Genomic DNA, 15,123 nt, shown 5'->3' with positions numbered 1-15,123 from the left:
CGATGGGCGGCGAGGCCACGGCGCGGGACGGACGGCGGCTGCGCCTGCACGTGCGCGGCGCGGTACAGGGCGTCGGCTTTCGCCCCTATGTCTACGGCCTCGCCACGCGCTACCGCCTCGGCGGCTTCGTCGCCAACGATTCCCATGGCGTCGTCATCGAGGTCGAGGGCGAGCGCGCGTCGGACTTCGTCAGGGCACTGCCGCTGGAAAAGCCGCCGCTCGCCCGGATCGACGAGATCTCGGTGCAGCCGGTCGGGGCGGTGGCGAGCGAGGGGTTTTATATCCGCGCGAGCGACCAGGGCAGGGTGTCGACACGCATCGTCGCCGATGCCGCGACCTGTCCAAAATGCCTGAGCGAGCTGTTCGATCCAGCCAGCCGGTTCTATCGCTACCCCTTCGTCAACTGCACCCATTGCGGTCCGCGCTATACCATTGCCGAGCGGCTTCCTTACGACCGCGCGACCACGGCCATGAAGCGCTTTGCGATGTGCAAGGCCTGTGCGGGCGACTATGCCGATCCCGACAGCCGCCGCTTCCATGCCGAAGCGATCGCCTGCCCGCAATGCGGCCCGCGGCTCAGCCACGGTATCGAGGACATCGCTGCCGCGATCGCCGCAGGCAAGATCGTCGCAGTCAAGGGGCTCGGCGGTTATCAGCTCGTCTGCGATGCCCGGGACGAGGCGGCCGTGCAGCGCCTGCGCCAGCGCAAGCAGCGCGACCAGAAGCCGTTTGCCGTCATGGTCGGCTCGGTGGACGCGGTCGCCGGCATCGCCGACGCCGATGCTGCCGAGCTCGCCTTGCTCGAGACGTCGCCGCGGCCGATCGTGCTGATGACATCGCGCCATCGGCTCTCGCCGGCGATCGCGCCGGAGCTGGCGCGGATCGGCATCGCGCTGCCGGTCACTCCGCTCCTTCATTTGATCTTCGAGGCGCTGGATGCGGCGCATCCGCTCGCCGGCGAGAGCTGGGCGATCGTCGCCACCAGCGCCAATCCCGGCGGCGAGCCGCTTCTGATCGACAATCGCGAGGCCGAGCTGCGGCTTGCCGGCATCGCCGACCTCATCGTCAGCCATGATCGCGACATCGTCACCCGCGCCGACGATTCCGTAGCGGCCGTCGTCGCCGGCCGGACGCAGTTCAGCCGCCGTGCCCGCGGCTACGTGCCGGAGCCGGTTCGGCTGGCGCGACCGGTGCCGCCGATCCTTGCGGTCGGCGGCGCGTTGAAGTCGACCGTGACGGTCACGCGCGGCAGCGAGGCCTTCGTTTCCCAGCACGTCGGCGACCTCGACACCGCCGAAGGCGTCCGTGTCTTCGAGGAAACCATCGGCCACCTGCTGTCGACGCTGGACGTCGAGCCGGCGGTTATCGCCCATGATCTGCACCCGAACATAGCCTCGACCCGCTTCGCCGAAGCGAGCGGGCGGCGGCTGATCGCAGTCCAGCACCATCATGCCCATGCCGCCTCCGTGATGGCGGAGCATGGCCTCGCGGCATCTGCGTTGGCGCTGGTGCTCGACGGCTTCGGCCAGGGCAGCGACGGCGGCAATTGGGGGGGCGAGCTCCTGCTGTGCGAGCGCGCGCAGTTCCGGCGGCTCGGCCATCTGGCGCCGATGAAGATGGCGGGCAGCGATCGCGCCGCGCGCGAGCCGTGGCGCATGGCTGCAAGCGCATTGCATGGCCTGGCCCGCGGCAACGCGATCGCGACCCGGTTTGCGGCGCAGCCGCAGGCTGCGCGTCTCCATGCCTTGCTCGACCAGCCGGGCGTACCGGTGACGACCAGCGCCGGCCGGCTGTTCGACGCGGCGGCGGGGCTGCTCGGTCTTTGCCAGGTGCAGAGCTATGAGGGCGAAGCCGCGATGAAACTGGAGGCGCGGGTTCGCGCGCCGCGCTCCATGAAAGACGGCTGGACGATCGAGGATGGGGTGCTGTCCCTGTTTCCGTTGCTTGCGCGCCTTGCGGCCGAGGGCATCGATCCGGTCGAGGGGGCCGGGCTGTTCCATGGCACGCTCGCCGCTGCCTGCGTCGACTGGATCGCCCGTGCGGCGCGCGAGACCGACGTCACGACCGTCGCCCTGAGCGGCGGCTGCTTTCTCAACGCGATCCTCAGTTGCGAGATCGAGCGCGGCTGTATCGCCGCCGGTCTCTTGCCGCTGCTGCCGCGGCAAGTGCCGCCCAATGACGGCGGTCTCAGCCTCGGCCAGGCCTGGATCGCCACGCTCCAACTCGAACAGTACGGCCTGGAAGGAACCGCCTGATGTGTCTCGCGATACCTGCTGAGGTCACGAAGCTCCTGCCCGACGAGATGGCGATCGTCTCGATCGACGGCGTCAGCAAGGAGATATCGGTCGCCTTGATCGAGAATCTGGCCGTCGGCGACTATGTGATCATCCATGTCGGCTATGCCCTGACGAAGATCGATCCGGAGGAGGCAATGCGGACGCTCGAGCTGCTGCGCGAGCTTAGCGCCGAGGGGCAGGGAGCCGCGTCATGAAATATGCCGACGAGTTTCGCGACAAGGAGATCGCGCTCGGGCTTGCGAAAGCGATCCGCGCGGAAGCCGATCCGCAAAAGCTCTATCGCTTCATGGAATTCTGCGGCGGCCATACCCACGCGATCTCGCGTTACGGCCTCGAGGACATGCTGCCGAAGAACGTGCGGATGATCCACGGCCCCGGCTGTCCGGTGTGCGTGCTGCCGGGCGGACGCATCGACATGGCGATCCGGCTCGCCGAGCGGCCGGACGTCATCCTGTGCGTCTATGGCGACCTGATGCGCGTTCCCGGCTCGCAGGGCGCATCGCTGTTGAAGGCGAAGGCGCGCGGCGCCGACATCCGCATGGTCTATTCCACCATCGACGCGATCCGGATCGCCGAGGACAATCCCGGACGCGAGGTCGTGTTCTTCGCCATCGGCTTCGAGACCACGACGCCGCCGACTGCAGTCATGATCCGGCTGGCGGAGAAGAAGCAGCTCGAAAACTTCACCGTGTTCTGCAACCACGTGCTGACGCCGCCGGCGATGCAGAACATCCTGGAAAGTCCCGACATCCGCAACATCGGCCGGGTCGAGATCGACGGTTTCGTCGGGCCGGCCCATGTCTCGACGATCATCGGCACGGCCCCTTACGAGTTCTTTGCCGAGGAGTTCGGCAAGCCCGTAGTGATCGCGGGCTTCGAGCCGCTCGACATGATGCAGGCGATCCTGATGCTGGTGCGGCAGGTCAACGAGGATAGGCACGAGGTCGAGAACCAGTACAGCCGCGCGGTGAACCGCGACGGCAATCTGCGCGCCAAGGAGGAGGTCTCCGACATCTTCGAGCTGCGCGATCAGTTCGAATGGCGGGGGCTCGGACAGGTTCCCTATAGCGGGCTGAAGCTGAAGCGCGCTTACGCCATATACGACGCCGAGGTGCGCTTCGACATGCACGAGCTGCGCGTCGACGACAATCCCGCCTGCGAATGCGGCGCCATCCTGCGCGGCGTGAAGAAGCCGGTCGACTGCAAGCTGTTCGGCACCGTCTGCACGCCGGAGACGCCCATGGGCTCCTGCATGGTCTCCTCCGAAGGCGCCTGCGCCGCATACTGGACCTATGGCCGCTTCCGCGACCACCAGCAAAGGCGCGTGTCATGAAGGCCTACCAGCGCAAGCTCGACATCAGGAACGGCTGCGTCGACCTGTCCCACGGCTCGGGCGGCCGGGCCATGGCGCAGTTGATCTCGGGTCTGTTCCACGAGGCCTTCGGCAATGAATGGCTGGCGCGCGGCAACGACCAGTCGGCATTCGACGTTGGTGCCGGGCGCATGGTGATGACGACCGACGGCTATGTGGTCTCGCCGCTGTTCTTCCCCGGCGGCAATATCGGCTCGCTTGCAGTGCACGGCACCGTCAACGATATCGCCATGGCCGGTGCACGCCCGCTCTACCTCTCTGCAAGCTTTATCATCGAGGAAGGCTTCCGCTTCACCGACCTCAAGATGATCGCGGAATCGATGGGCGAGGCTGCGCGCACGGCCGGCGTTCACATCGTCACCGGCGACACCAAGGTGGTCGAGCGCGGCAAGGCCGACGGCCTGTTCATCTCGACCGCCGGCGTCGGGGTCGTGCCCCACGGGCTCGATCTCTCGGCGGAGAATGCCCGCGTCGGCGATCGCGTCCTGATCTCGGGCACGCTCGGCGATCACGGCGTGGCGATCATGTCGAAGCGGCAGAATCTCGCCTTTGAGACCGAGATCGTCTCGGATTCGGCGGCGCTGAACGATCTCGTCGCGAAGATGGTCGAAGCCGGCGGCCGCGGCATCCGCCTGATGCGCGATCCCACCCGCGGCGGGCTTGCCGCCACGCTGAACGAGATCGCCCGGCAGTCCGACCTCGGCTTCCATCTTCGCGAGGAGGCGATCCCGGTCAAGCCGGGCGTCGCGGCAGCGTGCGAGCTGCTCGGGCTCGATCCGCTCCATGTCGCCAATGAGGGCAAGCTGGTCGCGATCGTGGCGCCCGAAAATGCTGCTGCAGTGCTGGCCGCGATGCGGGCGCATCCGCTTGGCCGCGACGCCGCCGACATCGGCGAGGCCGTGGCCGACGATCATCATTTCGTGCAGATGGCCACGAGCTTCGGCGGCGGGCGGATCGTCGACTGGCTGTCGGGCGAGCAATTGCCGAGAATCTGTTGAGGCAAATCATGCGCATCCTGCTCCTGTCGCATTCCTTCAACAGCCTGACGCAGCGGCTGCATGTCGAGCTCAGGGATCGAGGCCACGATGTCGCGGTCGAGCTCGACATCCATGCCGAGGTCACGCGCGAGAGCGTGGCGCTGCATCGGCCGGACCTTGTGATCGCGCCGTTCCTGAAGCAGGCGATTCCCAACGACGTCTGGCGCAGCCTGCGGTGCCTGGTCGTCCATCCCGGTCCGCCCGGCGATCGCGGTCCGGCGGCGCTCGACTGGACGATTCTGGACGGTGCAAGCGAGTGGGGCGTCACGGTCTTGCAGGCGGATGGCGAGTTCGACGCCGGTCCGGTCTGGGCGTTCCGCAGCTTCCCGATGCGGCGCGCGCCTAAGTCCAGCATCTACCGCAATGAGGTGACGTCCTGCGCGGTTGCGGCGGTGCTCGAAGCCGTCGCGGCGATCGAATCCGGACGGCCTGCCCCGCAGCCGATGGACACGGACGACCCGCGCATTCGCGTGCGCGGACCTTGCCGCCAGGCGGGCCGGGCGATCGACTGGCAGCACGACACCACCGCGACCGTGCTGCGCAAGATCGACAGCGCCGACGGCATGCCGGGCCTGGTCGACAGCCTGTCCTTCCAGGAGGTCAGGCTGTTCGATGCGCATGAGGCGCACGGCATCTCCGGCGTGCCCGGCACCGTCGTCGCGCAATGCGACGGCGCGCTGGCGCGCGCCACGGTCGATGGTGCGGTCTGGATCGGGCATGTCAGGAAGCTCGCGCCGAAGAGCCTGAAGCTGCCGGCGGCGAAACTCTTCGCCGCCGAGGCGGCGCATCTGCCGCACCGGCCCGGCTGCGGCTACGCCCCGATCCGGTATCGCGAGCATGGCGAGGTCGGCGCGCTCGCGTTCTCCTTCTACAACGGCGCCATGGCGACCGGCGACTGTGAGGCCCTGCTCGAGGCCTATCGCGCGGCGCTGGCGCGCCCGACCAGGGTGCTGCTCCTGACCGGCGGCCGGGATTATTGGTCGAACGGCATTCATCTTGCAGAAATCGAGGCGGCCGACAGCCCCGCGGATGAGTCCTGGCGCAACATCAATGCGATCGACGATCTTGCCCGCGCGATCATCGAGACCACCGACCGCCTGGTCGTCTCGGTCATTCGCGGCAATGCGGGTGCGGGCGGCGTCTTCCTGAGTCTTGCCGCCGACGAGGTCTGGGCAAGCGACCAGATCGTCCTCAATCCGCATTACAAGGACATGGGCAATCTTTACGGCTCGGAATACTGGACCTATCTGCTGCCGCGCCGTGCGGGCGCCGCGAACGCAACCCGGATCACGCAATGCCGGCTCCCGATGGGCGTGGCGGAGGCGCGGCGCCTCGGCATCGTCGATCGCGTGCTATCGGGCGAGGAGCTTGCCGATATAAGCCTCGTACAGCGCGGCGCCACCATGGCGTCGGATGCCGGCTTTGCCATGCGCCTCGCCGCCAAGCGGCAGCGGCGCGCCGCCGATGAGGCCGAGAAGCCCCTGCAATCCTACCGCGACGAGGAGCTGCGGCGGATGAAGCTGAATTTCTACGGCTTCGATCCGAGCTACCACGTCGCGCGCTACAATTTCATCCACAAGGTGCCGAAGTCGCGCACGCCGCTGACCATCGCTGGTCACCGGTCCCGGCGTGCACCAGATCGGCCTGTCGGCATGGCGGTGCCATCGTGAGCATTCAGGGAACCATTCTCGTCGTCGACGACGAGGTCCGCTCGCAGGACGCGCTGCGGCGCGTGCTCAGGGAGGATTTCGAGGTGCTCTGCGTCGGCAATGCGACCGATGCGGAGAAGCTGCTGGAGGGCGAGATCGTCCACGCGATCCTCTGCGACTAGCGGATGCCGCACGAATCCGGCGTGAGCTTCCTGAAGCGCGTCCGCGAGCTCTGGCCGGATCCGGTGCGGATGATCATTTCCGGCTATTCGGAGCCCGAGGACATCATCGCAGGACTGAACGAGGCCGGCATCTATCAATACATCACCAAGCCCTGGCAGCCTGACCAACTGGTCGAAACCGTCAAGGACGCGGTTCAGCTCTATCGGCTGCAGAAGGAGACCGAGACCGCCGGCGTCGACGTCAAGGCGACCTCGGGGCACATCAAGAAGCTCGTCTCGGTCAAGCGCGGAGTGGCCAAGCAGCTCTACGATTTCGACCGCATCGTGCATTCGACGGAAAGCCCGATGCACGCCGTGATCGAGCTCGGCAGGCGCGCCGCCGACTACGATATCTCGGTTCTGATCACCGGAGAATCCGGCACCGGCAAGGAGCTTCTGGCCCGCGTGATCCATTACGGCTCGGCGCGGGCCAACAAGGCGTTCGTGGTCGAGAACTGCGGCGCGCTGCCGGACGAGCTCTTGGAAAGCGCGCTGTTCGGTTGCAAGAAGGGCGCCTTCACCGGCGCCTACCAGGATCGCATCGGCCTGTTCGAGGTCGCCGATGGCGGCACGATCTTCCTCGACGAGATCGGCGAGACCTCCCCGGCGTTCCAGGTCAAGCTGCTGCGTGTGCTGCAGGAGAGCAAGATCCGGCCGCTCGGCGCGCAGCGCGTGCGCAAGGTCGACGTTCGCGTGGTGGCGGCGACCAACCGCGACCTGGAGGCCGAGGTCGAGGCCGGTCGCTTCCGGCGCGACCTGTACTACCGCCTCGCCGCATTCCCGGTGCACATGCCGGCGCTACGCGAGCGCCCGATGGACATCCCGCTGATTGCGGAGGGCGTGCTGTCGGCGGTCAAGAGCTCCTTCAACCGGCCGAATCTGCGCTTTGCGCGTTCGGTGTCATCTCCACCTTCCCGAAGACAAGTCGTCTCCGGCCAAGGCCCATCATGTTTCATCATGGCCAAGGCGGCAATGCCGACAATGGCGCCGCGCCCTGCGACGAAATGACGAGATGGAGGGAGCCCCTGACGGGCTTTGATCCGGACCGCCGCCTGAGAGACCCAGGCGGCGATCCAGTGCGAACTAAGCGAACTTGGGGAAGTTCTAAGGCCGCGCGAAACGCTAACCCGGCCGGTGCGGGCACATCAAGTTTCGTATTGTTGCTCCGGCCGGAGATTCATTGCAGCCACCAGGAAATTGCCACACATCGCCAACGGAGGTTCCAACGGATCACGGCCCATTCGCAAGCCTCAGCGCCGCCTCGACCGCGTCCGCCAGGATCTCCTCCGACAATTGCCGATCGCTCACCGCGCGCGACAAGCCGGCATTACAAACTTCGTCGCGGGTCAACCGGGCGCCGGCAAATCGACGCTCACGCAAATCTCGCAGAAGATGAATCCGGCACACCGCGGCAGAGTGCGTGTTGCCGCCGAGGATATAATCGCGATCGCCCTGCAGCATTACATTTCGCACGATGACTGGCTAAGCCGTGCAACGGCAATTTGAGGCGTGGGCCGATCTCTGCAAAACCGGCCTTCAAGTACAATGCTGAGGTGGGGCTACGGCTCCACATGGGTTGCCTCGGCGCCCCCACTTCAAGCTGGCCCCAGTCCTTTACCGTCCCCAGGCCCACCGCAGCCTCAATGAGACGCATCGCGATCCCAGACGATCGCTGATCCGGCACCACATAGAGTTCGGTGATAATGCCGTAGGTTCCGCGCGCAAAAAGCGCAGCGCTTTCCGACAACATAATGAGGCCGACCGGGCGTGCCTCCGTGAAAGCCAGAAACCCATAGACGCGCTCTTTCATCGCCAGGAGGTCGACAACAAGCTGGGTATCTAGTCCGTTTTGCATTTGACCGCCCTCAAGTTCGGCAAGTAGGGCAGCAACCATGTGGGTCACCGTTGTGGCGTCATCGATAGACACTTCACGCGTGGTCACCATGTCATATCCTCTTCCAAGTTTAACCAACATACGACCTGGTCCAGCGGCGGACGGAGGCTGCCGCAGCACCCGATTCAAAGCAGATACGCCGCACGGTTGAAAGTCAGATGACGCTCTAGTTCACATTGAGGTGATAGCGTCCTCGTGCCGCTCCAAAAATATCTCAGAAAACCGAACGATAATTTGTCAAACATCGTAATGGTCGCACGGAGCCCTCCTTCTTTGGACCTGCGTGTCACCCCCATCGTGTTCATGCTCGGACGTTGCAGGAGTGCGGCTGACCGCTTGCGAACACGGATTTGGATCAACTCTCCCCCTTGTAGGGCAGCTCGAGCGGCGGGCCGATCAGCGATTTTCCTGATCCAATCCCGAGCAATGACGTTCAGCGGCCCCATTGCGATGGCTGCGCGCGTCGCGGAAGGAACGCTCATCGGCCTGCGGTGATAACCGAATTACTCTTGTCGAAGATGTTGTTTGGCATCATGAGCGTCCCTGACCAGCAGCATTGCCTGAGATCAATGCTCTCAGAAACTTGTCGAACGCGCGAGTCAAAGACACACTGCTTTTTCCTGTGTTTAGATAATCAGTTTTTTTAATTTCTCATCGGACGCGCCATTTATTGCCGCGCGATGAAGAACATCGCGGACGTCCGACGACCGGGTGCAACTTGGTCGTTGAGTTCGCGATTGAGGCCCGCTTCTCTCGTGTTTTTCGAATAGACAATGTCCCGTCCTGTTGAGCGGGGTTCACGGCGAGCCATCGCATTGCGATTCAATGCTTTCTGAGAGTATCGTCAGGCCGTGTCGTGCGAGATCGACTCTATCGTTCCCTTGGATCACTTTGCGGATCTGTTTTTGGAAGACTGTTCTAATGCTTGCGGACACGCGTTACAGCGTAAGACGGTCGCGGCATTTCAGCAGAAGATTGCTTAGGTCATCGATGAAGCGGGGGGCTTCTGCCATTCCAGAATCAGGTAGTGCTGCACGACGAAGATACCGGGCTATGCGCGCCTAGCACTCCTGCCGGCGCGCAAGCGGCAGGGATGGGGCAGACGTCTGAAGTAACCTACTACGTCACTTTGCGGTTCGTAGCCTTCCTGTGACAGAGCGGGCCCGAAACGGCTGAAGCGCGATTCGCCCTCCGCCGGCTAGCATGAACGAAGGCTTAGTTGATTCGGGATTACTCCATTCTGCGCCCGCCGTGACATTTGCCATCAATGCGTATCGGCATTCCTCTGCAGCAGCGCCGTCGGAACGATGTGAACAACGTGATAGCCGTTGTCGTGCAGGTACCGTAGGAACGCGGGCATCATCGCGGCGGTATGTGCCTTGGCGTCGTGAAACAGAATGATGCCCTTCCCCTCAGCATTCAATCGGCTGGTGATGAGCTTCAGCTCCTGGTCTGGCGTCATTTCCTCCCAGTCGCTGGCCCACAGGTCCGCTCCGAATACGACAATGCCCCGATCCTGAAGAAGATCGAGCATCTTAGGCGTCGAGTCGAAATTGGGGAAGCGGAAGAACGGCGTCGAGGGCGCCATTGTCGATATGCCATGGAGCGCCATTTCGTCGGCCGCAATCCCGCGGTCGATGTCCTCTTTCGCCTTCTCGAAGCTGATCTTCGACGCCAACAAATGCGACCAAGTGTGGTGCGCTATGGTATGGCCTTGCGCAGCGGCGCGCCGCACGAGCTCGGGAAATTGGGCTGACGACTTGCCGACCAGGAAGAACGTGGCTCGGACGCACTCCTGCGCGAGCGCCGCCAGCACCTTTTCCGTGTACGGCGGCCGGGGCCCGTCGTCGAAGGTCAGCACGACCTCGTGGTCGGCCAAGGGCAGGGTCTGAGGAAAGCTCTTCAGTCCGACCCGCGGATGAGTCTTGGCGTCAACGGCGAGCACGCGCGAGGTCCCAAGCGCGTCTTTGCGCGGACAGTCGGCCGCCTCCGCAGCCGTGATGCCGGCAAGCACCGCCGTCGCGGCGCTCACAAGCAGCAGGGTCCATTCGTGCAGACATCTGCCATCGAGGTCGTACCCGAACAGGTGTCTGGTTGCGGCCTTGAACAAGTTAGTCCTGCCGTCATGGCTGCAGTTACATCAGCATGCCGATGGCTTCAGCCGCCTCGTTTTCCATTCCGGACTAGCTGCCCCATCGCAATGGACCGGCGCTCGGATCGGACGACTTCGTTCCCGAGCGCATCAGATTGCAGCCACATCATTTGTGCTTCGTCGAATTGGAATGGGTTTAAACGCGCCGTTGTACTTTGCCGGTCTCATCGTGAAATGATTACGTTTGCTCCTGCACAGTAGCCACATGGCGATATTGATTCATGCAATGGCCCGGCACTGACGCTCGAATTTCGCGTTCTAATGCGCTTTTTCGACGGATTTCACCAACGACTGTCGGCTTGCAGTCGGCGCTCCAGCGATCGACAATTACAGCGACTGACTGGCAATACCGTCACCTTCATGAGACGACGATCTTCCTCCCAGAGGACATGATATTGATCGAAACCGCTTAGAAACGGCGGCTTTGCCACGGAGCCGCCAATGCTGCAGAACGCCTGCTGGATGCCGACGCTCAGCGTCCTTCACCGCAGCAAGACCATCGGCTCACAATTCCATATGCTCGATGTCGATCGGTTCCTCGTCGTCGGATGCAGCCGCTAAGCGAAGGAAAAGACGAGCAGGCTCGAGCGGAGCAGCGCGAGGCCGGCCGCGGTCAGCGCCAGGAAGCTACTGGAAACAACGTCATGATTGCGCATGAAATACCCTCGATTGCACCGCAGAAGAGAGAGCAGCAATGGCTGCGTTGCGCCGTTTGACCGATCAGCACATAAATTAATATTCAAAACCAGCGCATTATTCCTGCTGTTGTTAGGAGCGAAAGCATTTTTCCAGCGTGGTTACGGCTCGCTCCGCCGTCTTGCGGCGGAGATAAAGAAACCGCGCATGAGAACCGCAGGAGTGCTCAGCGCTTCCGCGTTTGCAGCTCTAAGACACTCGGTCAGATTGAACACCTAGCATTTACACGCCGATCCGAGAACAGATGGGGCAACTTGGCTGCGGAAGAAAGGTCACATTTCAGGCGTGGAGAGCCTGCGACGTTGACACGCCGATTTAAGCCGCTTGAACCCTGCCCAGGTAGCTGTCTAGTTCGTGCTTCAGCCGAGAGCTTTCCTCAGATAGCAGTTCGGCAGACATCAGCACCTGCATCGAAGCCCCTCCGGTTTCCTTTGCGCGGTTGGTGACTTCACCGGCGCTCGCTGCCACCTGGGTAGTCCTGGTCGCCGCTTCCTGCAAATTGAACGCGATGTTCTTGCTGGTCGCCTCTTGTTCCCCGATCGAATCGACCACGGTCATGGCGATGTCCGAGATGCGGCCGATGATGACGCCGATTTCGGTAAGCGCGCCGACCGACTCAGTCGTCGCGGCCTGAATGCCGCCAATGTGCTCGGTGATCTCAAGGGTCGCGTGCGCGGTTTGCGTCGCGAGCGATTTCACTTCCTGGGCGACAACCGCGAAACCTCTGCCGCGATCGCCGGCGCGCGCGGCTTCAATCGTCGCATTCAGCGCGAGCAAATTGGTTTGCCGCGCGATCGCGGCGATCAGCTGGACCACGCTGCCGATTCGCTCCGCCGCGGCCGCCAAATGAACCATGCGCCGGTCGCTGAGTTCGGCCTTGCGAACCGCTTCGCGCGCCATATTGGCCACTTCTTCGACCCGCCGGCCCACATCGGCGATGGTTGCCGCCATTTCGCCCGTCGCGGATGCGACACGTTGAACGTTTTCAGACGCATCCTCCGATGAGGAGGCGACCTCTATGGAGAGTTGCCGGCTGTGATCAGCCGAACTGGTAAGGCTGCGTGCGGAGACTTCAAGTTTTGTGGAGGCCGACGAGACAGTGTCGATCACCTTGCCTACGGCGGCTTCGAATTCGCCGGCGAGCCGAGCGATATCGGCCTTACGCTGCTCGGCAGCGGTGCGATCCTGTTCGGCCTTTGCGTCGAGCTCGGCCTGCGCCTTCTCGCGAGCTCTCAGCTTGAACATTTCGACTGCTTCAGCCATCTCGCCAAGCTCATCCTTTCGGCCAAGGCCCGGGAGAACCACATCGAAGCGACCGTCGCCGAGCTGGCGCATGGCTGCCGTCATCGAAGCGACCGTTTTGGCAATACGCTGGCCGAACAGAAAGGCGAGCAGGCCCACGACCATCGTTGCAAGCCCGATCACCCAGATCAGCTTCCGCCGGATTTCTTCAGCTCGTATTTCCGCAGCCTGCGAATTCGCGTCAGCGGCAGCCATGATCTTCGCGAGCGTCGGGCGAATGCGGTCGTAAATCTGTGCGAGATCGTCGACCTGGTCGCTCAGCGTCTGCTGTGTCACCATGAACGAAACGAAATTCGACTTGTATGCGCGGATCAGCTCGAGGATCTGGGATTTCATCTCAGCCGGTAGGCTGGATTGCGCGAGCGCGGTTTCGAATTCCGCCGCCCGGTCCACCAGTTGATCGCCATATTTGTCTTCGCCGCGCAAGATGAAGTCTTTCTCGTGCCGGCGCATCATCAGCATCAAGATGGTCAGGCGTGGCTGGTTCAGCTCTGCCAGACGTTGTTCGATGGTGTGCACGGCTTTGCCCAGCTTGCCGTGAAATCCGTCGTCCTCGTTAAAGCCGAGGTTGCGTTGCGCCGAGACTACGTTCTGAAAGCGCGTTGCATAGAGATTGATCGCCGGCCGCAGGAAGGTTGCCTGCCTCAGCGGGTCAACCTCCGGCAAAGCCGTCAAAAATGCTTCGACGCGACTCAAGTCTGCGAGCTGCCGCTCATAATTGTTCGCATACTTCTTGATCGACACTTCACTGGGCTTGCGCAGGAAATCGCTCGCGATTTGTCGGGACTCGAGAAAGCTTTGCGACAATGATGCGACATTGGCTTTGAATTGGTTGCTGTGATTCGAATCGCGCTGGACCAGGCTCGCATAATTCAGGGCGGCGGCGCAGATTGCACCGGTGACGAGGACCCCGGAAATCCCGAGCAGGGCCATTTGGCCGCGCAATCCAATGCGTAAGCCACGGCAGCCCTTTGATTGCCCGAAAATCCTCGTAGCAATTTTACTCATTTTACCCCTTCAATGAGTTCATGCCACGCGCAGTGCTTGTTATCGCGAGTGCGACGGGCGCTTTTCTATATTGAGCTAAACGGGAGAGTACTTCATTTGGTCGATGACAACCTGCCAATTAAATTACATTGATTTCGAAATCCTGAACTCGCAGTGTAGGTGAAGCACTATTGCTCGGCGTCGTGGCGAGCGCACTGGCCCCGACGAGCTTTGCGCCGCGATGATAAGGAGCCAAGCTCGCTGGGCAAAAGCGGTCCGAGGCGCGCTACATAGCCTTGAGGACACGTTGCAGATCTATCAACGGGAAATCAATTTACAGGCCGATGAGATGCGAACTGCCAGAACAGGTCGGTAGTAGCTCACGGCGTGTGACACGTTGATCATTTTCGCATAAAAGATGCGAAACATGCGCGAAAAACGCCGCCAAGCGGCGCTGAATTCGGTTATCCGATCTCATTCATGCGCGGGATCAAAGATAATTGAAGCGCTCGCAACGGTGATTCTCTCACAAGCTTGGAGCTCTCGATGAGTGATCGATCTACTCATCTCGATGCTCCTTCAATGGCCCCTTGGGGCGTTTTCCTCCCTGACTTGGCCGCGCGTAATGTTCGCGCGGCCTTTTTCCGCATCCAACAAGGTGCCGGTTGATATGCAGGATTCAGCAGGTTCTTAACGGGAAAAACGCGTGGAACGCTGTTAGGAAACAAGGCCAGGCCCCGGTCGCCTCATCGAGGCTCCCTTTTTAAGTTCAGGCGACCAAGTCAAGTAAGCAGTGAATCTCTCCTCGTCCATCTCGCGCCCATTCTGTCGACGCTATGGCCCGTAGATGACCTCGACAGATCGACTGTCTGCGAACGTCACGGCGCCTCGCCGTGGACGCGCGATCGCCCCTCCCATTAGCCAAACCGAGCGTTTCGAGTGTCGCCCGCCGCTGCCGACGCTGAGTGCTGACGTCTCATCCATGACGGGACCGGATCGAGTGGCGTGCGATAGACCTCGGCGTTCTCGGGGCTGGTGACCCGAACCGCACAGCCTTTGGTCTTCAGGTCCGGATGTACTCGGTCGCGAGCTGGTCCGCTCGGTCGGAGGCAACCTCGATGTTTTCGAGAATGAGGCCGCCTTGATTCTCGTACTCCTCGTCAATCACAAGATCAAAAGAGTAGTACGGCATCCAAAGGTCTCCCATTTGATCGGATTCGTCCCTTGGGGCGCATCCTCACCTCCACTCAGGCTTCGTCAGATGGTTCCAGTCGTTCGTATGGAGAGAGATAACTAGGAGCCGCGTCGAGTCTACCGACAAGATAGTCGGTTCTCAGGGTTCGGCTTATCAGCATCTCTTGCAGTAACATTTATCGGCTTCCTAAAAGCGAAATTCGCTAATCAGGGCCCTCGCATCGGCGAAAATCTGCGCCAGCTCAGCAGAATGCAAAGTTTTTCCGTGCGGTCATGGCGTCAACGTTTGGGCCAACGCGGGCAAGGCAGGCGATCGCCAAAA

General features: G+C 62.4%; 9 protein-coding genes and 1 pseudogene. 6 read left to right on the top strand and 4 right to left on the bottom strand.

Annotated elements, in window-relative coordinates; genetic code table 11:
- The first annotated feature begins 2 nt into the window (after window positions 1–2).
- From hypF to FXB38_RS38345, 6 genes and pseudogenes are all read left to right on the top strand, one after another.
- Window positions 3–2,255: a carbamoyltransferase HypF gene (gene hypF, locus FXB38_RS38370; protein WP_187435444.1), complete on the top strand. Its 2,253-nt coding sequence runs from the start codon at window positions 3–5 to the stop codon at window positions 2,253–2,255.
- Window positions 2,255–2,491 (top strand): HypC/HybG/HupF family hydrogenase formation chaperone, encoded by a 237-nt coding sequence (locus tag FXB38_RS38365; RefSeq protein ID WP_085398637.1) that lies wholly within the window; start codon window positions 2,255–2,257, stop codon window positions 2,489–2,491. Before hypF ends, FXB38_RS38365 begins: the two co-directional genes overlap by 1 nt.
- Entirely contained in the window at window positions 2,488–3,630 is a 1,143-nt protein-coding gene (gene hypD / locus FXB38_RS38360; RefSeq protein WP_148756116.1) for a hydrogenase formation protein HypD, read from the top strand. The genes FXB38_RS38365 and hypD overlap by 4 nt, the downstream gene beginning before the upstream one ends.
- Window positions 3,627–4,667 (top strand): hydrogenase expression/formation protein HypE, encoded by a 1,041-nt coding sequence (gene hypE, locus FXB38_RS38355; RefSeq protein ID WP_148756115.1) that lies wholly within the window; start codon window positions 3,627–3,629, stop codon window positions 4,665–4,667. Before hypD ends, hypE begins: the two co-directional genes overlap by 4 nt.
- A gap of 8 nt (window positions 4,668–4,675) precedes the next feature.
- Complete coding sequence (locus FXB38_RS38350) at window positions 4,676–6,376, top strand: hydrogenase maturation protein (RefSeq protein WP_148756114.1); 1,701 nt, start codon at window positions 4,676–4,678, stop codon at window positions 6,374–6,376.
- A pseudogene (locus FXB38_RS38345) lies at window positions 6,373–7,467 on the top strand (sigma-54-dependent transcriptional regulator); the annotation flags it as partial. The gene FXB38_RS38350 and the pseudogene FXB38_RS38345, both read left to right, overlap by 4 nt.
- A 481-nt stretch (window positions 7,468–7,948) precedes the next feature.
- Here FXB38_RS38345 and FXB38_RS38335 read toward each other — a convergent pair.
- The 4 genes from FXB38_RS38335 to FXB38_RS44720 all read right to left on the bottom strand — a co-directional run bounded on the left by FXB38_RS38335 (window position 7,949) and on the right by FXB38_RS44720 (window position 14,799).
- Window positions 7,949–8,521: a GNAT family N-acetyltransferase gene (locus tag FXB38_RS38335; RefSeq protein ID WP_148756113.1), complete on the bottom strand. Its 573-nt coding sequence runs from the start codon at window positions 8,519–8,521 to the stop codon at window positions 7,949–7,951.
- A gap of 1,213 nt (window positions 8,522–9,734) precedes the next feature.
- Window positions 9,735–10,508, bottom strand: a complete 774-nt coding sequence (locus FXB38_RS38330) for a polysaccharide deacetylase family protein (protein WP_148756139.1) — start codon at window positions 10,506–10,508, stop codon at window positions 9,735–9,737.
- Between the two features lie 1,125 nt (window positions 10,509–11,633).
- Complete coding sequence (locus FXB38_RS38325) at window positions 11,634–13,553, bottom strand: methyl-accepting chemotaxis protein (protein WP_187435442.1); 1,920 nt, start codon at window positions 13,551–13,553, stop codon at window positions 11,634–11,636.
- Window positions 13,554–14,670: 1,117 nt separating this feature from the next.
- Window positions 14,671–14,799, bottom strand: coding sequence for a hypothetical protein (locus tag FXB38_RS44720; protein ID WP_283812806.1), 129 nt, complete (start codon window positions 14,797–14,799; stop codon window positions 14,671–14,673).
- Window positions 14,800–15,123 lie beyond the last annotated feature (324 nt).

The sequence above is a fragment of the Bradyrhizobium cytisi genome, assembly GCF_008123515.1.
In the GTDB taxonomy this organism is placed as follows: domain Bacteria; phylum Pseudomonadota; class Alphaproteobacteria; order Rhizobiales; family Xanthobacteraceae; genus Bradyrhizobium; species Bradyrhizobium cytisi.
The sequence above is the reverse complement of the archived record's forward strand: the minus strand, read 5'-3'. Positions and strand labels throughout refer to the sequence as shown.